Source organism: Vibrio sp. 10N.247.311.14, from assembly GCF_041467715.1.
In the GTDB taxonomy this organism is placed as follows: domain Bacteria; phylum Pseudomonadota; class Gammaproteobacteria; order Enterobacterales; family Vibrionaceae; genus Vibrio; species Vibrio crassostreae_C.
Map to the genome: position 1 here is coordinate 96,415 of NZ_JBFSVE010000006.1, position 20,997 is coordinate 117,411.

The 20,997-nt window shown below is 44.5% G+C and carries 16 protein-coding genes; 8 read left to right on the forward strand and 8 right to left on the reverse strand.

The window, feature by feature from the left end; translation table 11 throughout:
- Positions 1–63: 63 nt before the first annotated feature.
- The 4 genes from AB6F11_RS03820 to AB6F11_RS03835 all read right to left on the reverse strand — a co-directional run bounded on the left by AB6F11_RS03820 (position 64) and on the right by AB6F11_RS03835 (position 5,684).
- A complete protein-coding gene (locus tag AB6F11_RS03820; RefSeq protein WP_372126005.1) occupies positions 64–1,773 on the reverse strand; it encodes a putative 2-aminoethylphosphonate ABC transporter permease subunit in 1,710 nt (569 codons plus the stop codon).
- A 21-nt stretch (positions 1,774–1,794) separates the two neighbouring features.
- Positions 1,795–2,904, reverse strand: a complete 1,110-nt coding sequence (locus AB6F11_RS03825; RefSeq protein WP_102393585.1) for a putative 2-aminoethylphosphonate ABC transporter ATP-binding protein — start codon at positions 2,902–2,904, stop codon at positions 1,795–1,797.
- A 227-nt stretch (positions 2,905–3,131) separates the two neighbouring features.
- Positions 3,132–4,553: an FAD-dependent oxidoreductase gene (locus tag AB6F11_RS03830; RefSeq protein WP_102393586.1), complete on the reverse strand. Its 1,422-nt coding sequence runs from the start codon at positions 4,551–4,553 to the stop codon at positions 3,132–3,134.
- A 120-nt stretch (positions 4,554–4,673) separates the two neighbouring features.
- Complete coding sequence (locus AB6F11_RS03835) at positions 4,674–5,684, reverse strand: putative 2-aminoethylphosphonate ABC transporter substrate-binding protein (RefSeq protein WP_102393587.1); 1,011 nt, start codon at positions 5,682–5,684, stop codon at positions 4,674–4,676.
- Positions 5,685–6,034: 350 nt separating this feature from the next.
- Between AB6F11_RS03835 and phnW the strand changes: the two genes are divergently transcribed.
- The 4 genes from phnW (at position 6,035) to AB6F11_RS03855 (ending at position 11,012) form a co-directional block, all read left to right on the forward strand.
- Positions 6,035–7,138 (forward strand): 2-aminoethylphosphonate--pyruvate transaminase, encoded by a 1,104-nt coding sequence (gene phnW / locus AB6F11_RS03840; protein WP_102393588.1) that lies wholly within the window; start codon positions 6,035–6,037, stop codon positions 7,136–7,138.
- Positions 7,138–8,577, forward strand: a complete 1,440-nt coding sequence (locus tag AB6F11_RS03845) for an aspartate aminotransferase family protein (RefSeq protein ID WP_102393589.1) — start codon at positions 7,138–7,140, stop codon at positions 8,575–8,577. Before phnW ends, AB6F11_RS03845 begins: the two co-directional genes overlap by 1 nt.
- A 92-nt stretch (positions 8,578–8,669) precedes the next feature.
- Positions 8,670–9,488: a phosphonoacetaldehyde hydrolase gene (gene phnX / locus AB6F11_RS03850; protein ID WP_050649212.1), complete on the forward strand. Its 819-nt coding sequence runs from the start codon at positions 8,670–8,672 to the stop codon at positions 9,486–9,488.
- Positions 9,489–9,941: 453 nt separating this feature from the next.
- Positions 9,942–11,012: an OmpA family protein gene (locus AB6F11_RS03855; protein WP_017059500.1), complete on the forward strand. Its 1,071-nt coding sequence runs from the start codon at positions 9,942–9,944 to the stop codon at positions 11,010–11,012.
- Between the two features lie 187 nt (positions 11,013–11,199).
- Here the strand turns inward: AB6F11_RS03855 and AB6F11_RS03860 are convergent, their stop codons facing one another.
- Positions 11,200–11,598, reverse strand: coding sequence for an OsmC family protein (locus tag AB6F11_RS03860; RefSeq protein WP_102393590.1), 399 nt, complete (start codon positions 11,596–11,598; stop codon positions 11,200–11,202).
- Between the two features lie 200 nt (positions 11,599–11,798).
- On the opposite strand from AB6F11_RS03860, the gene msrB reads away from it, so the two are divergent.
- A complete protein-coding gene (msrB, locus tag AB6F11_RS03865) occupies positions 11,799–12,941 on the forward strand; it encodes a peptide-methionine (R)-S-oxide reductase MsrB (protein ID WP_017061740.1) in 1,143 nt (380 codons plus the stop codon).
- A gap of 98 nt (positions 12,942–13,039) precedes the next feature.
- Here the strand turns inward: msrB and AB6F11_RS03870 are convergent, their stop codons facing one another.
- Both AB6F11_RS03870 and AB6F11_RS03875 read right to left on the reverse strand, forming a co-directional pair.
- On the reverse strand, positions 13,040–14,407 hold the full coding sequence (locus AB6F11_RS03870; RefSeq protein WP_017065604.1) for a TrkH family potassium uptake protein: 1,368 nt from the start codon (positions 14,405–14,407) through the stop codon (positions 13,040–13,042).
- Between the two features lie 26 nt (positions 14,408–14,433).
- Positions 14,434–15,090: a TrkA family potassium uptake protein gene (locus AB6F11_RS03875; protein WP_017065605.1), complete on the reverse strand. Its 657-nt coding sequence runs from the start codon at positions 15,088–15,090 to the stop codon at positions 14,434–14,436.
- Positions 15,091–15,276: 186 nt separating this feature from the next.
- Here AB6F11_RS03875 and AB6F11_RS03880 point away from each other — a divergent pair, with 186 nt between their 5' ends.
- The 3 genes from AB6F11_RS03880 to AB6F11_RS03890 all read left to right on the forward strand — a co-directional run bounded on the left by AB6F11_RS03880 (position 15,277) and on the right by AB6F11_RS03890 (position 19,508).
- Positions 15,277–16,446 carry a mechanosensitive ion channel family protein gene (locus AB6F11_RS03880; RefSeq protein ID WP_102393591.1) on the forward strand — a complete coding sequence of 390 codons (1,170 nt, stop codon included), beginning with the start codon at positions 15,277–15,279 and terminating at the stop codon, positions 16,444–16,446.
- An 86-nt stretch (positions 16,447–16,532) separates the two neighbouring features.
- Positions 16,533–18,068, forward strand: a complete 1,536-nt coding sequence (locus AB6F11_RS03885) for a mannose-1-phosphate guanylyltransferase/mannose-6-phosphate isomerase (RefSeq protein ID WP_065675871.1) — start codon at positions 16,533–16,535, stop codon at positions 18,066–18,068.
- A gap of 15 nt (positions 18,069–18,083) precedes the next feature.
- On the forward strand, positions 18,084–19,508 hold the full coding sequence (locus tag AB6F11_RS03890) for a phosphomannomutase/phosphoglucomutase (RefSeq protein ID WP_017068632.1): 1,425 nt from the start codon (positions 18,084–18,086) through the stop codon (positions 19,506–19,508).
- A 110-nt stretch (positions 19,509–19,618) separates the two neighbouring features.
- On the opposite strand, the gene aroG is transcribed toward AB6F11_RS03890, so the two are convergent.
- Positions 19,619–20,671, reverse strand: coding sequence for a 3-deoxy-7-phosphoheptulonate synthase AroG (gene aroG / locus AB6F11_RS03895; protein WP_017061746.1), 1,053 nt, complete (start codon positions 20,669–20,671; stop codon positions 19,619–19,621).
- Positions 20,672–20,997 lie beyond the last annotated feature (326 nt).

Below are 20,997 nucleotides of genomic sequence, written 5' to 3' on the forward strand. Positions count from 1 at the left end.
TTTCCTTTCATTCTTGTTCTTGTCGTCAGCCACTCCTTGGCCAACTGCAATATAAGTGGTTCGCTAGCGTTTACGCCAAGCTTGGGTGCGCTTATCGAATAACTTGTTGATTAGCATATGAATCAACTTCGCACTCGCTGCAGATATCATGATCATCACCGCCATCGCTGCTGCTGCACCGGTTTGACCTGCATCGTCCATATTCAGTACTGATACTGACGCTGGAATCGTATTGGTAGAATACAAGAATACTACCGCAGATGTCGTGGTAAGTGCATTAATAAACAGGTATGTCGCAATATCTAAAATCGCCGGCAGACAAACAGGTAACGTCACCTTAAAGAACAGCTTGTATTGCGGTAAGTTTACCGAAGCCGCTGTTGCTTCAATTTCGGAAGGCAGTTGTTTCAATGCCGTTAACGCCGTCATGTGCCCTACCGTGTAGTAGTGAACCACGGTATTAATCACCAAGAACGCCATCGTGCCATACAAGAAGTTAAGTGGGTTACTCAAATCATTGAAGTAGAAGATATAACCCAAACCCAGCACCATACCCGGAACGGCCATCGGAACAACGCTGAGCATTTGCATCGCTTGACGAACAGGACCGAAGGCGCGACCTTTCTCAATGCAGTATGCACCTAAGAAAATCAGAACAGTACCAATAACCGCAGTCCAAGCACCAAGCGTTAAGGAGTTGAAGAATGGCGCCCAACCATAAGTACTCATTTCTGCGAAGTTGTAGTTGTTTAGCGTCAGCGCTTTGTTCCAAGGCCAGAAGGTGACCATCGAACCGTATATCGCCATGCCCAACACAATAACCACAGCAGCAGAGATGATGGTGCAATAAAGGAAACATAAGCCATCACGTAGTGAACTAGGTTCAGGTTGGTACGCGACAGAACGAGTATCAAACAAGCTCTTTTGTTTCTTTTGAACCCAGCGGTCAACGGTAAACGCAAGCAACGCAGGTAATAGCAGCAAGATACTGGTTACTGCACCCATAGAGAAGTTCTGTTGACCAACCACCTGCTTAAAGATGTCAGTCGATAACACGTTGTAGCTACCACCTATCACCTTTGGCACACCAAAGTCACAAGCCACCAGCGTAAACACAACGATCAGGGTACTGATCAAGCCGTATTTTGCCGCAGGTAACGTCACCATAAAGAAAGTTTTTAACGATGAAGTATTGAGTGCACGTGCTGCCTCATAAAGGCGAGCGTCAGAGGTTCTTAATGAGGTGGTCAGAATCATCAAGGCGTGTGGAAACGTCCAAAATATCAAGCCCAGTGAGATACCAATCAAACCATAAACCGAGTTGCCCCCCAAGACTTCTTTAGCGATACCTTGGTTACCAAATAAGAAGATCAAACTGATTGCAGGAAGCAGTGACGGAGCAAGAATAGGCGCAGAACCCAGTACTTGAAAAAGCCCCTTAAAAGGCATGCATGAACGAGTTAGCGCATAGGCATAACCAAACGCCAAGACACCCACGACTACGGTCACTAGCAATCCAAGCGTGAAGGTATTGCCTACCGACTGCCACAGGCTTTGAGACGCAAAATACGTAGCGAAATTCTGTAAACCTACAAATTCACCGTCTGCGTTCTGAACACTCTTTTTCAACATTGCCCACAGTGGCATCAGGATAAACAACGTCATGACCACAGACAAAAAGGCCAACAGCCCAAATAGAATTACGTTGTCTTTGCTTAACCGAGCCAGAAAAGGTTGTACTCGTCGTTGAATTAGCAGCTTAGATTGCATCATTTGAGTCGATTCCATGATTGATTACGCCGCCTCGTCTTTCATCACTTGCAGGCTTTTCGATGAGTAAGCTCTAAGGCCTTCTTGATCAAACGCCACGTAACAAATATCACTGCGACGCAGCTTCAATCGGTTGAACTCTTTGACGGGTACATCAACGATGATCTCTTTCGCCGTTGAGTCATGTTGCAATTGACACTCAACACGATAAAACGCCCCTAAGAATTCGCTTGATACGATTCTCACTGGCAAGGATTCACTAAAACGATCAACAAACTGGATTTGCTCTGGACGAACGGCAATATCAAAAACATCACCCAGATTTGGCGTGAGATTATCTAAGCCAGGTAACGGCAGCATTGACTCAGCAATACGCATCTTGCCTTGAGCCGCAACAGAAGCTTGAATGAAGTTCATGCTACCAACAAACTCAGCCACAAAACGACTGACAGGTTTTTGGTAGATCTCTTGAGGAGCACCGACCTGCTCGATAACACCATGATTCATCACCACAATTCGGTCTGCCATCGTTAAGGCTTCATCTTGGTCGTGCGTCACCATGATAGTGGTGATACCCAACTTGCGTTGCAGTTGGCAGATCTCGTCACGCAGATGTGTTCTTACCTTCGCATCCAACGCAGACAGCGGTTCATCGAGTAACAACAAGCCTGGAGACAAGGCTAATGCGCGAGCCAGAGCAACACGCTGCTGTTGTCCACCAGATAGCTGATTTGGGTATTTCTGACCAGATGTTGGTAAGCCGATGGTCTCTAACCAAGACTCAACCGTCTCAAGGGCTTCTTTGGTCGACATGCCTTGGTTTTTCAGACCAATCGCAATGTTTTCTTCTACAGTGAGATTTGGAAACAAAGCGTAAGATTGGAACACGATGCCAAAGTCGCGCTTTTCTGGTGGCAAGAAGGTCGTATCATTACCGTTCTGCTCAATGGAACCTGACGTTGGTAAGTCTAGGCCTGCAATCGCACGTAATAAGGTGGTTTTTCCACAGCCAGATGGGCCAAGGAAGCAGACGAACTCGCCTTTATCTATCGATAGGGAGATGTCTTTTAACGCTGTAAATTGGCCAAATTGCTTTACAACGTTTTCAATATTCAAATAAGTTTGGTTGCTCATACTACAGCACTCTCTATATGGTATATACCAAATTTAAACTGAGAATATTGCAGTTGAGTGACAAATTTATAGTAGCTAAATGACAGTTATATTGCAGATATAATAAGCATTAAGGATTGCTATTTGTTCAGCATTAACAGTTCGTTCAACGTTGAAAGCCCTCAGTGACTTGCCCATAAATCACTGAGAGCCTTAATGTAAACTTCTAATTTAAACGCAAGATTAATCTATGATTCAACCTTGTCGGCTTTGCCCGCCGCACCTGCGAGTTTGGATAACTGTTTATCTAGCCACAATGGCGTGTTACCCGAATCTTCCGCGTTCTCTTTTCTTCGTACCGCATCACGCACCATCATCGCACCTACCCAACGAAATGGCTCTGGCGGGAAGTGTCCTAACGGGCCTTTAGTTAAACCGCTTCGTGTCCAAGCATTGTCGATATCGAGCACCATTGCTGACAAAATCTTCCCGCCCATACGGGCTTGAGCAACGCCATTGCCTGAATAACCAAGCCCATAATAGATGTTGCTTTGGCCTTTTAGGTTACCGAAAAATGGCAATCCGGTAACCGAACGATCTGAGCCGCCAGACCAGTTGTAATCGAATTCACTTTGTTCCAATTTAGGGAACAGTTTTTGGAACGATTGATTGAGAATCGGCAGGTAGTTAGTCGTTTGGTTAAACATGCTTTCAACTTGATTGGCAAACGAGAATTTATTGCCGCCTTTGCCCAACATGAGTCGTCCGTCCTGGGTATCTCGGTAGTAGTGGACAAAGATACGCGAATCCACCACCGCCGCCCCTTTCTCTGGGCCAAACTTCTTGAGCTTTTCAGGAATGGGCTTGGTCACCACCATATCTGAAGAGACAACCACAATGCTGCGTTTGAACTCTTTGAAGTGATCGAGCATCCACGCATTGAGTGCCAAAATCACTTTATCCGCAAATACTGACCCGCCTTTGGTTTGAATTCGAGCGGGAGAGCCATAGTCGAGTGATGTCATCTCTGTGTTTTCGTGAATTTCGACACCCAGTTCAAGCGCGACTCGGCGCAAACCTCTAGCCAATAACGCTGGCTGCACACTACCCGCAGCTTCTGAGTAGTAACCCTCAATATGGTGTTCAGATCCCGCTTTATCAGCCAAAGAATTGTCGCACTTCTTCCAGCTATTGATACCCTGCTTAACCAGCTCATTAACAACAGGCTCCATTCCACCCTTTTGAGCTTCATTGGTCGCCGTGTAGTAAGTTCCGCTGCGATATAGATGCGCGTCAATCTTGTGTTCGTTACAGAAGGATTCGATCTCGTATATAACCTTTTCCGATTCCTTAACCAACCATTTCGCTTGTTCTTTTCCATAGAGCTTTTTCAGCGTCGGATACTTGGTTGACCACGTCAGCATGCAACCGCCGTTCGCACCAGAAGCACCGCTACCACATAGGCCTTTTTCAATCACGACAACATGCTTTTCGGGTTGCTGTTGTTTGATTAAAATCGCCGTCCATAAACCCGTATAGCCACCGCCAACAATGGCGATATCACAGTTGACATCTTTTTGGAGCGGCTTAGCCGAATCTAGCCCCGCATTGATGTTGCCGAACTCTTGTTCCAACGCTTGCTTGAACCAATATGAGTAGTGCTTTGTCATTTGTTGTACCTTACTTAAAACCTGAAGGCGTAAAACTAAAAAAGGAAGACCGAAGCCTTCCTTTACTGATTTCTAACTTCTAATGAACTAAATAGTTAAGTAACTGACTAGGTCGTCAGATTAAGATTTTGGCTCTGATTTAGCGTCAAACTTGTCAGACCATGTTTTAAGAACGTCGGCACGTTCGCTGCCCATGCGAGCGAAGTCCATTTTTGCCATGTTCTTTTCTACATTAGGGAAGTTCTCTGCTTTGCCTGTCACATCTTGGTGACCAACAACTGGGTACATTTCGATGTAAAGCTCATTTGCCGCTTTAGAAATAGACCAATCGATAACACGTTGTGCTGCATCAGAAGGCTTAACAAGGCCTACCGCTTCAGATTCCCAGCCGATGCCTTCAGGTGTAATCACTGAAAGTGGAGCGCCTTGAGTTTTCAGCTTAGCGCCACGGCTCGCCATAGAAATACCGATAGCGACTTCACCCATGCCCGCTTGAACACATGGCTTAGAACCTGAGTGCGTGTAGTGAGCAATATTTTGGTCTAGCTTCTGCATGTAGTTCCAACCTTGGTCTTCACCCATGTTTTGTAACCAAGCCGAAACCTGCATGTAGCCCGTACCAGAAGATGCTGGGTTTGGCATGGCAATGTGGCCTTTATAGATAGGCTTCGTTAGGTCATCCCAAGATTTAGGTGCAGGTAAGTTAAGTTGCTTAGCCACCACTTCGTTGAAACAAACTGCATTGAAGAATGCATCATTACCGTACCAAGCTTGAGTAGACTGTGGGTCGTTAAGGTTAGCGCGTAATGCTTCTACACCTTGAGGCATATAAGGTTTCAGGATGCCCTCTTCTTTAAGCAGTGCCATTGAAGAACCAGCAAGTCCCCAAACTACCTCTGCACGCGGGTTGTTTTTTTCGGCCAATAATTTTGCCGTCATGATCCCAGTTGAATCACGTACCCACTTGATGTTGATGTCTGGGTTTTCACTTTCAAATGCGTTTTTGTACTTCGCTAAAATGTCAGTTTCAAAAGCGGTGTAAACCGTCACTTCCTGTGCTGCATAAGCATTACCAGCCAATAGAGTAACTAAAGCTGCAAGTGATCCTTTCATAAAACGGTTTTTCATCATTTTCTCCAGTCAGGCCCGATGCCAAGGTTAGGAATTGCCAAGGTTAAAGTTGTTAAGGCTAGAAGCTCCATCTAGAGGCTTCTATATCCATAAATTCATTTAGGTTGTTAACACACACCTTTGCATTGGTATGTACCAGATTTAGAGTATTAAGCTAACTGGCTTTTATGACGATTAAATGAACAAAAAATGGCAATTTAAAGATCGGAAAATTTCTCAACAAAAGTGACAAATTTGAATATGAAGCTTTTGTGAAAATAACGTTTGGGCTATTTACGACCGTTTAAATTGGTTGTTAAAGTAACCGCAAATATTGGTATAGTCCAAAATACAAATCGCGAGAATTGAACATGAGAAACGAATACTTACTGCTGACACCGGGCCCTTTATCTACTTCTGAAACCGTTCGCCAAGCGATGCTAAAAGACTGGTGTACTTGGGATGATGAATACAACAAAGACGTTGTTGAGGTGATTCGTAGCAAGCTTGTTACTTTGGCGACTAAGCAGGCGGGATATACAAGTGTATTAATGCAAGGCAGCGGCACTGCTTCAGTTGAAGCAACAATCGGTAGCGTTATCTCTAACAGCGATAAGCTTCTTGTGGTCGATAACGGTGCGTATGGTGCTCGTATTGCTCAAATCGCAGAATATTTAAACATTCCATGCCATGTCGTTTCCCCAGGTGAAACATCACAGCCTGACTTGAACAAAATGGAAACGGCATTGGCTATGGATTCAGATATTACTCACGTTGCGATTGTGCACTGTGAGACCACTACAGGTATGTTGAATCCAATCGAAGAGATTGCCAAATTGGCAAAACAGCACAACAAAACCGTCATTCTTGATGCGATGTCGAGCTTTGGTGGCATCCCTATGGATATTGCTGACTTAGGTATTGATTACATGATCAGCTCGGCAAACAAGTGTATTCAAGGTGTACCTGGATTCGGCTTTGTTATTGCGAAGCAATCGGAACTGGAAAAATGCAAAGGCCAAGCTCGCTCATTAAGCCTTGACCTGTTTGACCAGTGGCACTGCATGGAAAGCAACCATGGTAAATGGCGCTTCACGTCTCCGACTCATACAGTGCGCGCTTTCTACCAAGCTCTACTTGAATTGGAACAAGAAGGCGGCATCGAAGCTCGTCATAGTCGCTACCAAACAAACCAAACCACACTGGTTGCAGGTATGCGCTCTCTTGGTTTTGAACCTCTGTTAAATGATGAACTTCATTCACCGATTATCACCTCTTTCTATTCTTCAACTCATAGCGATTACCAATTCAAGGAATTCTATGACCGTTTGAAAGAACAAGGTTTTGTGATTTACCCGGGCAAGGTTTCAAACGCCGACTGCTTCCGAATCGGTAACATCGGTGAAGTGTATCCGTCAGACATTGAAGCTCTAATTGGCGCAGTTAAGAATGCTATGTACTGGGACATCAAATAATGACGATGGCCAATCAAGATTCTGTTCTAAAGGCGACACACTTTCGAAGCGAAGGCGATGTGAACACCACGCCAGCGCGTGAGAAATGGAACGAGTCGCTAAACGATGATGCGACTCAAGCGATGTTAAAACGTGACTCTGACGTATTTCTTCATCAAGCGATGTCAACGCCTTGTCTAGACACACTTGAAGCAGCTGAAGGCATCTACATTCAAGATGCGACGGGCAAGAAGTACATGGACTTTCACGGTAACAATGTTCATCAATTGGGTTATGGCCATCCACATATCATTAATAAAGTGACTCAACAAATGGCTTCATTGCCGTTTTCACCACGTCGCTTTACCAATGAAACAGCCGTTCAATGCGCTGAAAAGCTGACACAGATCTGCGGTGGTGAGTTGAACCGCGTGTTGTTTGCACCGGGTGGTACTTCGGTTATCGGCATGGCACTCAAACTGGCTCGACATGTCACCAACAATTTCAAAGTAGTGTCATTGTGGGATTCATTCCATGGCGCGTCACTCGATGCAATTTCAGTGGGGGGCGAAGCGTGTTTCCGCGAAGGCATGGGGCCATTAATGGCTGGCGTAGAACGCATTCCACCAGCGGTTTCCTATCGTGGTGCTTTTCCCCTTAATGTCTCTTTATCGCGTTGCGGGCAAAACTCAGGCGATAACAATGAGACGGCATGTGATGTGCACTACGCCGATTACCTAGAATATGTGATTGAAAAAGAAGGTGGCATTGGTGCCTTCATTGCCGAAGCAGTGCGTAACACAGACGTTCAAGTTCCAAGCAAAGCTTACTGGAAGCGAATCCGTGAGATTTGTGATAAGCATAACGTCATGTTGATCATCGACGATATTCCAAACGGTATGGGTCGTAGTGGCGAATGGTTCACTCACCAAGCTTTTGATATCGAACCTGACATTCTTTGTATCGGTAAAGGTTTTGGCGGCGGCTTGGTTCCAATTGCAGCCATGGTCACTAAAGACAAATACAACACAGCAGCACAAGTCTCACTTGGTCATTACACCCATGAGAAAAGCCCTATCGGTTGCGCGGCGGCACTGGCTACGATGGAAGTGATTGAGCAAGAAAATCTACTTGAAAAAGTGCAAGCAGACAGCGCATTCGTGCGTGAACAACTGCTTCAAATGAAAGAGAAATACCCAGTCATTGGTGACATTCGCGGCATCGGCCTGCTCTGGGGAGTGGAATTGGTCACTGACCATATCACCAAAAACCGAGCGTTCGATGAAGCAGAAGCAGTACTTTACCAATGTCTGAACGATGGCCTGAGCTTTAAGGTGTCACAAGGTAACGTGATTCAATTAAGCCCGCCATTGATCATCAGTCGCAGCGAGCTAGAAGTCGCTCTGTCTGTATTCGAAAAAGCGATAGCCAAAGTCTGCAAAGATTTTGAATACCTTTAATTCTCGAAATCAACATTTAAACCAATAACCTTAAACAACCATTTGTTTCCCAGAACTTTGAACTGGGAGTGACACAAAAATAGGACACTATTATGAACACGACATCACCTATCCAAGCGGTTATCTTTGACTGGGCCGGCACTATCGTTGATTTTGGGTCGTTTGCTCCAACTAGCATCTTCGTTGAAGCATTCAAACAAGGTTTCGACTTTGACATCGACTTAGCTGAAGCGCGTGAACCTATGGGGATCGGCAAATGGGACCACATCCAAGCAGTGGGTCGAATTCCAGCTGTTGACGCTCGTTGGAAGGCTCAGTTCGGACGCTCCATGACAAGTGAAGACGTTGACGCGATCTACGCGGCATTCATGCCTCTTCAAAAAGCGAAAGTAGCCGATCACGCAGCACCTATTTTGAATGCGATAGAAGTGGTCAATAACCTAAAAGAGAAGAACGTGAAGATCGGGTCTTGTTCAGGTTACCCACGTGAAGTGATGGATGTTTTAATTCCTGCTGCTGCAGATTACGGTTACCGACCAGATAACGTGGTAGCGACCGATGACTTACCTCAAGGTGGTCGCCCTGCTCCATTTATGGCACTGAAAAACGTAATCGATCTAGGTGTAACTAGCGTTGCTGCGTGTGTAAAAGTAGACGACGCAGCACCGGGGATCGATGAGGGTCACAACGCAGGCATGTGGACAGTTGGACTTGTATTATCGGGGAACGAAGCAGGCTTAACGTATCAAGAATATTTAGATGCAGACGAGACAACACTTGCAGCTGCACGTGAAAAAGCAAGCGTTAAGCTAAACAAATCAAACCCACACTACCTAATCGATACCATTGCAGACCTACCAGGTGTCATTGCAGATATTGAAAAACGTTTGTTAGCTGGTGAGCGTCCGTAAACAAAGTCGAGCTATTACGTGATGTAAAACGTGAAAATACCGCTATAGCTTCAATTCAAATCCCTATCCAATCATGTACTCATTCGAGTTATACATATTGGGTGGGGATTTTTGTTTTATAAGCATGATAAAGCGCAAGTTTTTTACTTATTACCCGTAGCGCCACTGGTAAATAGACGAGGCTAGGCTATAGCTTAAACATAAACATAAACATAAACATAAACATTCCAACAAATGATAAAACCAACAATAAAGGCATCTTAAATATATAATATTTAACAATTTCATTGACTCCAATACGCAATCAGATTAACAATATAAGTACTGAGAAAGAAACAGGTTCACCTGAACCAACACCTTGATTTACTTATTATAAGCAGTGTCGTAACCCAATAAGTGATCGTTTTACTGGTAAGTTCAGATAACAATAATAGCTAATCCAAGGATAAGATTATGAAAAGACTGTCAAAAATCATGTGTGCTGTTGTTGCCGCTTCAGGCCTAGCAGCAGCGCCTTCTATTGCTGCAACCACTTATGTAGGTGCAAAAGTGGGTATGGGCTGGCTAGACAGCGCATGTGTAGCCGGTGCTAAATGTGATGATGATGCAATTGGTGCAGGCATCTACTCTGGTTACAATTTTAATGACAAATTTGGTATTGAGCTAAGCTCAGACTTCCTTGGCGACTACAAGACAAGCTTTTCAAAGAACGGCACAACAGCTGCGTTCAGCGATCCACTGATCGCAATCTCGCTAACTCCAATGTACCGCCTAGCAGTACAACAAGAGTTTGACGTATTCTTTAAAGCAGGTCCTGCTTACATTTCACACGGTGGCGAGGATGACGTCGTTCTTTCTGCTGGTATCGGTGTAGAGAAGCAACTATCTTCTGATTGGGCATTACGTGTTGAATACCAATACTTTGATGATTTCGACGACAACTACGTTCAAGACCTGAACTCGAACCTACTATCAGTTGGTGTTAGCTACAACTTCGGTACTGGCAACACAACAGCATCAGCGGCGGCTGCAACAGCTTCTGCAGTAGCAGTGACTCAAGCGCCATCTGAGCCAATCACAGAACCAGCAGTTGTTGTTGAAGAGAAGACAACCGTGGTTGTTACTAAAGCGCAAACTGAGAGCTTCTCTCAAGGTATGTTTGAGACAAACAGTACTGAACTGTCTACAGATGGTAAAATTGCATTAATGCCATTAGTTGAAGTACTTAAAGCTCACCCTCAATCATCAGTTGATGTTGTTGGTCACACCGACTCAACAGGTGCAGCTGAGTATAATCTAATGATCTCTAAGAAACGTGCTGCTGCTGTAGCCGCATACATCGAAGAGCAAGGCATTGAAGCAGACCGTATTACAGCGTCAGGTGAAGGCGAAGAGAATCCAATTGCATCAAACGCTACAGCTGAAGGTCGTGCTCAAAACCGTCGTGTTGACGCAACGATCCCTGGTTTCGAATACCAAGAAGAAGTACAAGTTGAAGAAGTTATCGTAGAAGCTGCTGAATAATAGCACTCTACCTTGGTTAAAATAATAAGGGCGGAGCACTTTAAAGTGCTCCGCCCTTTTCTTTGTCTGGCTATGCCTAAAAACCGTAAGCGATAAGCCGTAAGCCGTAAGCCGTAAGCCGTAAGCCGTAAGCCGTAAGCCGTAAGCCGTAAAGATTAGCCTACCGCCAAGCTGTACAATCAGAAAACTAAACGATTTCCCAGCTATGAGTCATCTCTACGCCAGCACCCAACATTAGACATACAGAACAGTACTTTTCTAATGAATCCGCACACACCTTAGCGACCTGCTCAGGATCAAGGTTGTCACCAGACACTTCAAAGTGAATATTAATCACAGTAAAGATTTTCGGCGCTGTTTCACGACGTTTGGTTTCAAGCTTTGCATTGCAACCAGTGATGCTTTGACCCGCAGATTTCAAACCGTCCACTACATCAACAGAGCTACAACCACCAGCGGCCATAAGGACCATTTCCATTGGGCTTGGCGCGGTTGCACCACCACTGCCATCCATTACTACAGAGTGGCCAGATTGAGATTGACCTAGGAATTTAAAGCCTTCGACCCATTTAACTTCTGCTTGCATGTTGTTCCTTAGATGTACGATAACCGCCATCGCTGTCTATTATTGGATATCAATACTGACACCCTACTACTGGCGGCATTTATGAGCAAGATTTTCTCGGCGACATATTTTTTTGTGAATGATGCAATTTTTTCCATCTAAAACCTGTCTCTATTCGTACATTCAAAATCGAATGAGAAGAACGTCAAGATGAGGTATCTATGAATAAATTATCTAAAATATTGGTATCACTCGTGGTTGCGCTACCACTGATTTCGCTGTTTGTAAGCCAGACTGGCACTGCCAATACAATGGATAAAACAGCTAATTCAGGTAATAGTGAAATCGCGACACTGGCTGGTGGTTGTTTTTGGTGTACAGAATCCGACCTAGAAAAGCTGACAGGCGTCACCGACGTTATCTCTGGGTATTCTGGCGGTGAACTAGAAAACCCAACCTACAAACAAGTATCCTCAGGCAAGTCGGGTCACATCGAAGTGATAAACGTGACTTACAACCCTGATGTTGTTAGCTATGAACAGGTTCTTGACCAATTCTTCAGACACATCGATCCAACCGATGACAAAGGCTCTTTTGTAGACCGAGGCCGTCATTATCGACCGGCTATTTTCTATCATAACCAAGCACAAAAAGATGTTGCTCAGAACTTCATGATGGAGATCGACAAAGCTAATATCTTTGGTGCACCACTAAAAACAGAACTGATAAAATTTGAGAAGTTCTGGCCAGCAGAAGATTACCACCAAGATTATTACAAGAAGAGTAAGGTTCGTTATAACTACTATCGTTACGCTTCAGGTCGTGATCAGTATTTAGATAAAATCTTCGGTGATGATAGAAAGGACAACCCTAAAACACTACGTCAGATCATCGACAGTAAGAATGCGACAGCGAATGCTAAAACATACGTAAAACCGTCTGATGCAGAGATCAAAGCGAAGCTTACAGCACTTCAATACGATGTAACGCAAGAAGACGCTACTGAGCGCCCATTTGACAACAAATACTGGGATAACAAGCAAGAAGGTATTTACGTTGATATCGTTACCGGTGAGCCTTTGTTCTCATCAAAAGACAAATACAAATCAGGTACGGGTTGGCCGAGCTTCACCCAACCAATCAGCGAAGCTTATGTCGTTACAACTACTGACTACAAGCTGCTTTACCCAAGAACAGAGGTTCGAAGTAAGTTTGGCGATTCCCACCTAGGGCATGTATTCAAAGATGGTCCAAAACCAACAGGGTTACGTTACTGCATGAACTCAGCCGCAATGCGCTTTATCCCTGCGGATAAATTAGCAGAAGAAGGCTATGAGGAATACGTTGAGATGTTTGAGGGATAGGCATTCAGCAATTAACGATCAGCCTATGACAACAAAGCCAGCATATCGCTAGCTTTGTTTTTATTTACAGAGCTTTATTTATCAGCCCGTGGACCTAATTAACCCGTTAACACCGTGTCTTCAGGGTATTTCAACAAGGAAGGTTCTGGACGAGCTAGCATATAAGCCAAGGTCAGGGGGCCGATACGTCCAATCACCATAACCACAATCATGATGTATTTACCTGGCTCAGTCAGGTTTGCGGTTAAGCCAGCTGTTAAACCAACCGTTGCAAAGGCAGAAATCACCTCAAACATGACTCGATCAAACGCTGCCTTTTCAGTAAGCATTAACAAAAACATCGCGGTGGTTAATAACGCCCCACTTACCACAATAATGGCCAATGACTTTGTTACCGCTTGCCAAGTTACGGTTCGCTTAAACATCACTACATGTTTCTTCTGGCGTAAAAACGTCCACGTCGCAACAAACGCGACGGCAAAGGTCGAAACCTTAATACCACCACCCGTTGAAGTAGAACCGGCACCAATCAACATCAGTACAATCATTACCAGCAATGCCGGCTGAGTGTATTGAGACAAATCCACACTATTAAAGCCAGCAGTACGAGCACTTGCCGACTGAAAAAATGCGGCTAGCCACTGTCCTTGAGTCGATAACCCTTCCATGGTTGCTGAGTTATTTCTTTCTAGCAGCCAGAACAATACCGTACCTACCAACAATAGAGTCGGAGTGGCGGTTAGCATAATCTTGGTGTGTAAATGAAGATGTCGAAAACCTTTACGCCAGTTACTCGATAGGTCGCCGACGACTGTGAAGCCTAGCCCACCGAAAATAAACAAGCCAGCTAAGGTGAAGATCACCAGCGGATCATCAACAAAACTCATCATACTGTCTGAAAACAGTGCAAAACCTGCGTTATTGAATGCAGATATCGCATGAAATAGAGCATAAAAACTGCCCGTTGACCATCCCATCTCAGGTACCCAGCGGAAGCAGAGCAATACAAAACCGATAAATTCAGCCACTAATGCAAAGATGATGATCTTCTTAACCAATTTACGAAGGTTAATCTTACGATCTTGGCCAAGCGCTTCTTTCGCGAGTGCTTGTTGTTTAAGGCTTAACCTAACACCGAACATGTAAAGCAGTACCGCAGATAGAGTCATCTGCCCTAACCCGCCGACTTGCATCAAGAACATCAGTAAGATTTTACCCGCCAAGGTGAAATGCTCACCGGTATCGACAACACCTAATCCTGTCACACTGATCGCCGAGGTTGCTGTAAACAGTGCATCCGTAAAACTTAGGCCTGTCACAGAGAATACAGGCATCGTCAACAATATTGCAGAGGGGATAAGTACGCCTAAGAAGCTCGTAAGGATAATCTTAGGTTCAGAGCCTTTACGTGGCTTTTTATCACTCTTAAGCGTGTAGAAAGTACCTTTTCGTTTTAACGAATTCATACTGTTACCTTATTGCCAATTACCAATTACCAATTGCGTAGCTTTCTAGATAAGGTCTCTTTCGGCCCAGCGATGATCACCACATCCCCAATTTCTAAACTCACATCCAGTTCTGGAGCTTTAGTTAGGTTCGGTCCTCGCTTGAAGCCAAGTACTTCAACACCATTTTCTTTACACAGCTTAAGGTCGCCAAGTTTCTTACCCAACAAATTAGAACCAATAACAATCTCCGTCATCGCTAAACCGCTGCCAAGATCGATAAACTCAAGAACGCGTCTATCCAACATTTTACGCGCAACACGAATGCCCATATCTCGTTCAGGCATGATGATATGGTCAGCACCAATCTTAGAGAGGATCTTGCCGTGGAACTTATCATTCGCCTTAACCCAGACTGCTTTTGCTCCAGATTCTTTCACCACCAAAGTCGTTAGAATGCTTGAGTTAACGTCAGAGCCTATCGACACCATCACCATATCGTAATCATCGAGTCTTAACTCTTTCACCGTCTCTTCGCTCGTGCAGTTCGCAACAATCGCTTGTGAAACAAAAGCCGCTGCTTCTTTCACTCGCTCTTCATCAATATCGACGGCCAGTACCTGTGCCCCTGAACTTTGTAGCTCTTTGCAAACAGACAGACCAAATCGCCCTAAACCGATAACTGCATATTGTTTGTCGCTCATTTGAAATCCTGTTTAGAAATTTTAATTACACGGGATAGCCAAACCTACATTAGTTTCTATCTCAAAAAAAGTTAGTTCTGCAAGAATAAGGTTATACTATTGTCATAATCGCTTGATTTATAAAGGTAGAGAACAACTCGAGTTTCTGCTAATTTCCAATTCATAATTTCTGCGGCAGCACACACAATGAATGAATTCATAACCCAAGTACAAACCTACATCAACCAGAGCCATAGTGATTGGGCAAACAGCGTCCTATTCATCACTATTGCGAGTTTTCTCGCTTGGGTAGCTTGGCGAATTATCCATAATCGCTTAGAAATTCTGGTTCAGAAAACCCCATTCCACTGGGACGATCTACTGCTAGAAGCACTAAAAACCCCTGTCAGCACATTACTTTGGTGTTGGCCTGCTACAGTCTCTATCGGGCTAATACTTCAAGACCAGTTTGGCAATGAAATCAATTGGTTAAAAACGCTTAAACACATATTGATTATCTGTACATTCGTTTGGTTTACCTTACGAATGATCACTAACACTGAAGCCTATGTCTTAGAGCAAAAAACCAGAGACGAAACCACTGTACAAGCGATAGCGAAAGTCGCTCGCTTGTTCTTTATGGTGATGGGCGGCCTAACCATTATGCAGGCATTTGGGCTCAGTCTTTCCGGCTTACTCACCTTTGGTGGTGTTGGTGGCTTGATCGTCGGTTTAGCGGCTAAGGACTTACTGTCGAATTTCTTCGGTGGCATGATGATTTACTTCGACCGCCCTTTTAAAGTCGGTGATTGGATACGTTCTCCCGATCGTCAAATCGAAGGCACTGTCGAACGCATTGGTTGGCGCATGACGATCATCCGCACTTTTGATAAGCGTCCTTTGTACGTGCCAAATTCGGTGTTCAGTAGTATTGTGGTAGAGAATCCATCGAGAATGTTGAATCGTAGAATCAATGAAACCTTTGGTCTTCGTTATCAAGATGCAGACAAATTGGCGCTCATTGTTGATGATGTAAGAACCATGCTCGAGACCCACCCAGATATTGATGCCAAACAGACGTTGATCGTTAACTTTGACAAATTTGGGCCATCAACGCTCAACTTCTTTATCTATACCTTCACAAAAACAGTCAACTGGATCAGGTACCACAAAGTGAAGCAAGACGTTCTGTTACAGGTTCTGGCGATTATTCATAAACACAATGCAGACATCGCGTTCCCAACACAGACACTCAAGATTGACCCTCAAGACTTTTCTAATGTTCAAGATCATAACAGCGTTCAAAGCCTAGGTGATAATCAGAATATTAGCGATCCCAAAGACATGTTGAACTCCCCTAAGGAAGGTCATCGATAGTCATATCCTTCTTGGTTATCGATAAGTAATAAGCGTGAAGCGTGGTAATATGATGGCAGTATTCTAATGCACCTAATTACCACGCTATGATTTTACCTGTCATTCTAGCCGGCGGCTCCGGAAGTCGTCTCTGGCCACTGTCTCGCGAGCTTTACCCTAAGCAATTTCTCAATATTGCCGGCGACCAGTCAATGCTTCAGCACACACTTCAACGCCTGCAAGGCCTTGAAGAGCACTTGATGGATAGTAAATGCGATGCCCCATTCATTATCTGTAATGAAGAGCATCGCTTTATTGCCGCTGAACAAGCTCGATCAGCTAACATTCAACATAGTGGTATTCTGCTAGAGCCAGTCGGTAGAAATACAGCCCCAGCCATTGCGCTTGCCGCCCTAAAGGCTTTAAGTAAACCACCGCTTAATGAACAAAGCGCATCCGACCCTATCTTGTTAGTGCTGGCTGCTGATCATCACATCGCGAAAACCTCTGAATTCCAACAAGCGATTAGTCGTGGTGTTGATTATGCAAAACAAGGCAAGCTGGTGACATTCGGTATAACACCTAGCTCCCCAGAGACTGGCTATGGCTATATCAAGCAGGGAGAGCCTCTTTCCTCCAGTGCTCAAACTGATACTAATGGAACAGAGCAGCCAATCAATCACGCCTTCGCCATAGAATGCTTTGTAGAAAAGCCAGACACAGCAACAGCAGAAGAGTACATCCGCTCAGAACAATACTTATGGAACAGTGGCATGTTCATGTTTAAGGCATCACGCTATGTTGAAGAACTCGCCGAACACCACCCTGAGATAGTAGCGGCTTGTAAACTCGCTCTTGCAACGCAAAATACCGACCTCGACTTTATCCGTATAGACGCTGAAGCATTCAAAAGCAGTCCAAGTGATTCAATCGATTACGCCGTGATGGAAAAGACCTCGCACGCCGCGGTGATCCCGATGGATGTCGGCTGGAACGATATTGGCTCATGGTCCGCGATCTGGGATGTAAGCGAAAAAGATCAGCACAATAACGTCATTGAAGGTGATGTGTTAACCGTCGACTCTCAACACAACTACATCCATGCTGAAAATAAGCTGGTTGCGACGGTAGGTGTCGACAACCTGATTATTGTCGAAACCAAAGACGCTATATTGGTTGCAAATAAAGACAAGGTTCAGGGTGTTAAATCGATTGTCAGTCAACTAAATCAAGCGGGTCGCACAGAACATGTGCATCATCGTGAGGTGTTTAGACCTTGGGGTAAATACGATGTTATCGACCTAGGCAAGCGCGACAAAGTTAAACGTATCACCGTTAAACCCGGTCACAAGTTGTCGTTACAAATGCACCACCATAGAGCGGAACATTGGGTAGTCGTGGCGGGTACTGCGAAAGTGACCAACAATGAGAAAACCTATCTAGTTGAAGAAGATCAATCCACTTACATCCCTTTAGGTCATATTCACAGCCTAGAGAACCCAGGGGATCTCCCACTCGAGATGATTGAAGTACAAACAGGCAGTCATTTAAGTGAAGGCGACATCATTCGATATCAAGACAGTTATGGGCGAGACGTGCGCAAGCAACAAGTCCACTCATCAAAGCACAACCAAACGAAATAAAGCAGCGACAAATCGATGAAACCAACATTAGACCTAAACTGCTTTAAGAACAACGATATCCGCGGCGTCATTGGTAAACAAATCAATGAGCCACTCGCCTACCTGCTCGGTAAGGCATTTGGCGAATACGTCCTATCCGCTAAGCCTGAAACCTCACTCGATGGTTTGGCGCAGGTAGTGATTGGTCGTGATAACCGCAAAACCTCCCTGTCATTACAAGAAGCCATGACCAAAGGCTTAATCGAGTCAGGGATTACCGTCATTGATCTAGGTATGACTGGCACTGAAGAGGTCTACTTTGCGACTCGTTACCTAAAAGCGATTGGCGGAATACAAATCACAGCCAGCCACAACCCAATCAATTACAACGGCATGAAAATGGTCGGTGTAGACGCTAGCCCTATCAGTAAAAACAGTGGTTTAGATGAAATCAAACGACGCATTGAAGAACTTAATCAAGAGCTGAACTGCAATTTACCGTTCGTTCATGCACAACCAAGTAACTCTAGTAGATCGAACAGTATTCTTGCTCCGTACGTCGAGCACCTACTCTCGTACATAACCCCATCAAAGCTGTCACCGATGAAGATTGTGGTTAATGCTGGGAACGGTGTTGCAGGACATATCATTGATGCTTTAGATAATAAATTTAACGAACTCGGTGTCCCTATCACCTTCATCAAAGTTCATCATAACCCTGATGGAAACTTCCCAAATGGTATTCCAAACCCTTTGATTAGAGAGAACCAAGCAGCCACTCGAGATGCCGTTTTAGAGCATTCTGCCAACCTTGGAATTGCTTGGGATGGAGACTTCGACCGATGCTTTTTCTTTGATGAGCAAGGCGATTACATCGAGGGTTATTACATTGTAGGGTTGCTTGCTGAAGCATTCTTGGTCAAACAGCCTAACACGACTGTATTGCACGATATGCGCATGACCTGGAACACAATTGAAATCGCAAAAACGCATGGTGGAAAAGCGATTGGAATTAAAGCAGGACACGCACTGATCAAAGAGAAGATGCGTGAAACGAATGCCGTCTATGGGGGCGAAATGAGCGCACACCATTATTTTCGTGATTTTGGATATTGCGATTCAGGCATGATTCCTTGGCTATTGGTTATCGAGCTGATGTCGAAAACTCAACAATCTCTTCACCAATTAACGAGTACTAGTATAGATAGATTCCCCTCTTCCGGGGAGATCAATCGAAGAGTCTCAGACCCAGAGCAGGTCATGGCTTGCGTGTTATCGCACTACCAAAATAATGCCGTTGAGATCGATCACACAGACGGAATCAGCATGAATATGGGCTCATGGCGCTTCAACTTAAGAAAGTCCAATACCGAGCCATTAATACGCCTTAACGTTGAAACCAAACAAGATAAAGCTTTACTGTCACTTAAAGTCGACGAGTTACTGTCTTTTCTCATTTAAGAATACAGACACTTCCAGTTTTCAACTAAGATCCACAAAAAAGCCCTTATTAGCTGTTGCTAACTAAGGGCTTTGAATTTTCAGTAGCTTAATCGCTGACTGTAATTAGTCTATTTGTTACGACGAGCTTCAACAGCGTCTGCCAGCTGGCGAAGTACTGTTTCAGTGTCTTCCCAACCAATACACGCATCAGTAACAGATTGGCCGTACGTTGCAGCTTTGCCCTCAACCAGGTCTTGGCGACCTTCAACAAGATGAGATTCAATCATCACACCAAAGATAGCTTTGTCGCCACCAGAAATTTGTGCGCTTACGTCATCAGATACGTTCATTTGACGCTTAAACTGCTTAGAGCTGTTTGCGTGGCTGAAATCGATCATCACTTTTTGTGGAAGACCAGAAGCTGCTAGCTCTTCTTTAATCTTACCAACGTGTTCTGCGCTGTAATTTGGCTCTTTGCCACCACGTAGGATGATATGACAATCAGGGTTACCTGCTGTTTCAACGATAGCTGAGTGACCGTACTTAGTTACTGATAAGAAGTGGTGAGAAGCGCTAGCAGAGCGAATCGCATCTGTTGCAATCTTGATGTTGCCATCAGTACCATTCTTAAATCCAACTGGGCAAGATAGGCCAGAAGCCAGTTCGCGGTGAACTTGAGATTCTGTAGTACGTGCGCCGATTGCACCCCAGCTGATTAGGTCAGCAACGTATTGAGGCGTGATCATGTCTAGGAATTCGCTTGCCGTTGGCATGCCCATGTCAGTTAGGTCCAGCAGTAGCTTACGTCCTAGACGAAGGCCATCATTTAGCTTGAACGTATCGTTCATGTACGGGTCATTTATTAGACCTTTCCAACCAACAGTTGTACGTGGTTTTTCAAAGTAAACACGCATTACGATTTCAAGGTTATCACCAAGTTCGTCGCGCAACACTTTCAAACGTTTACCGTACTCAAGAGCAGCTTCTGTGTCATGAATAGAACATGGGCCGACAATAACAAGCAAGCGATCATCGCTCTCTTCTAAAATATTGTGGATCGCTTTGCGGCTTTCAAAGGTTGTAGAAGAAGCAACTTCTGTCGCTGGAAACTTTTCTAAAACAGCAACAGGGGGTAATAACTCTTTTACTTTGTTAATTCTTACATCATCAGTCTGGAACATTGCTTACTTCTTCCTTTTTTCTATCCTTGAGCTGAATGTACGTTGTCTCACGTCACTTTCTATCAGCACTAATCTTCTTGTTCCCTGTAACTTAACTAGTAAAAACTCTAGTTTCAATCACTAATTAAAAATAAACGCAATTTTTTTTGTGTTTTATATTTAAAACACCCTGTATACCATTATTTACACGCTATCGATTGCGTATTTTATAGCAAGGTAAGAAGAGCCATTCTTCAAGCTACATCATGCATGTAAAATTGTGTCGAACTCAAATCGAGTAGGAGGAGGCCTCACGGCCTCCGTCCTCTCACACCACCGTACAAGCG

Excerpts from the sequence above, each read along its gene's own strand:
- AB6F11_RS03820 (WP_372126005.1), bottom strand. The coding sequence starts at position 1,773 with ATGATGCAATCTAAGCTGCTAATTCAACGACGAGTACAACCTTTTCTG.
- AB6F11_RS03825 (WP_102393585.1), bottom strand. The coding sequence starts at position 2,904 with ATGAGCAACCAAACTTATTTGAATATTGAAAACGTTGTAAAGCAATTT.
- AB6F11_RS03830 (WP_102393586.1), bottom strand. The coding sequence starts at position 4,553 with ATGACAAAGCACTACTCATATTGGTTCAAGCAAGCGTTGGAACAAGAG.
- AB6F11_RS03835 (WP_102393587.1), bottom strand. The coding sequence starts at position 5,684 with ATGATGAAAAACCGTTTTATGAAAGGATCACTTGCAGCTTTAGTTACT.
- phnW (WP_102393588.1), top strand. The coding sequence starts at position 6,035 with ATGAGAAACGAATACTTACTGCTGACACCGGGCCCTTTATCTACTTCT.
- AB6F11_RS03845 (WP_102393589.1), top strand. The coding sequence starts at position 7,138 with ATGACGATGGCCAATCAAGATTCTGTTCTAAAGGCGACACACTTTCGA.
- phnX (WP_050649212.1), top strand. The coding sequence starts at position 8,670 with ATGAACACGACATCACCTATCCAAGCGGTTATCTTTGACTGGGCCGGC.
- AB6F11_RS03855 (WP_017059500.1), top strand. The coding sequence starts at position 9,942 with ATGAAAAGACTGTCAAAAATCATGTGTGCTGTTGTTGCCGCTTCAGGC.
- AB6F11_RS03860 (WP_102393590.1), bottom strand. The coding sequence starts at position 11,598 with ATGCAAGCAGAAGTTAAATGGGTCGAAGGCTTTAAATTCCTAGGTCAA.
- msrB (WP_017061740.1), top strand. The coding sequence starts at position 11,799 with ATGAATAAATTATCTAAAATATTGGTATCACTCGTGGTTGCGCTACCA.
- AB6F11_RS03870 (WP_017065604.1), bottom strand. The coding sequence starts at position 14,407 with ATGAATTCGTTAAAACGAAAAGGTACTTTCTACACGCTTAAGAGTGAT.
- AB6F11_RS03875 (WP_017065605.1), bottom strand. The coding sequence starts at position 15,090 with ATGAGCGACAAACAATATGCAGTTATCGGTTTAGGGCGATTTGGTCTG.
- AB6F11_RS03880 (WP_102393591.1), top strand. The coding sequence starts at position 15,277 with ATGAATGAATTCATAACCCAAGTACAAACCTACATCAACCAGAGCCAT.
- AB6F11_RS03885 (WP_065675871.1), top strand. The coding sequence starts at position 16,533 with ATGATTTTACCTGTCATTCTAGCCGGCGGCTCCGGAAGTCGTCTCTGG.
- AB6F11_RS03890 (WP_017068632.1), top strand. The coding sequence starts at position 18,084 with ATGAAACCAACATTAGACCTAAACTGCTTTAAGAACAACGATATCCGC.
- aroG (WP_017061746.1), bottom strand. The coding sequence starts at position 20,671 with ATGTTCCAGACTGATGATGTAAGAATTAACAAAGTAAAAGAGTTATTA.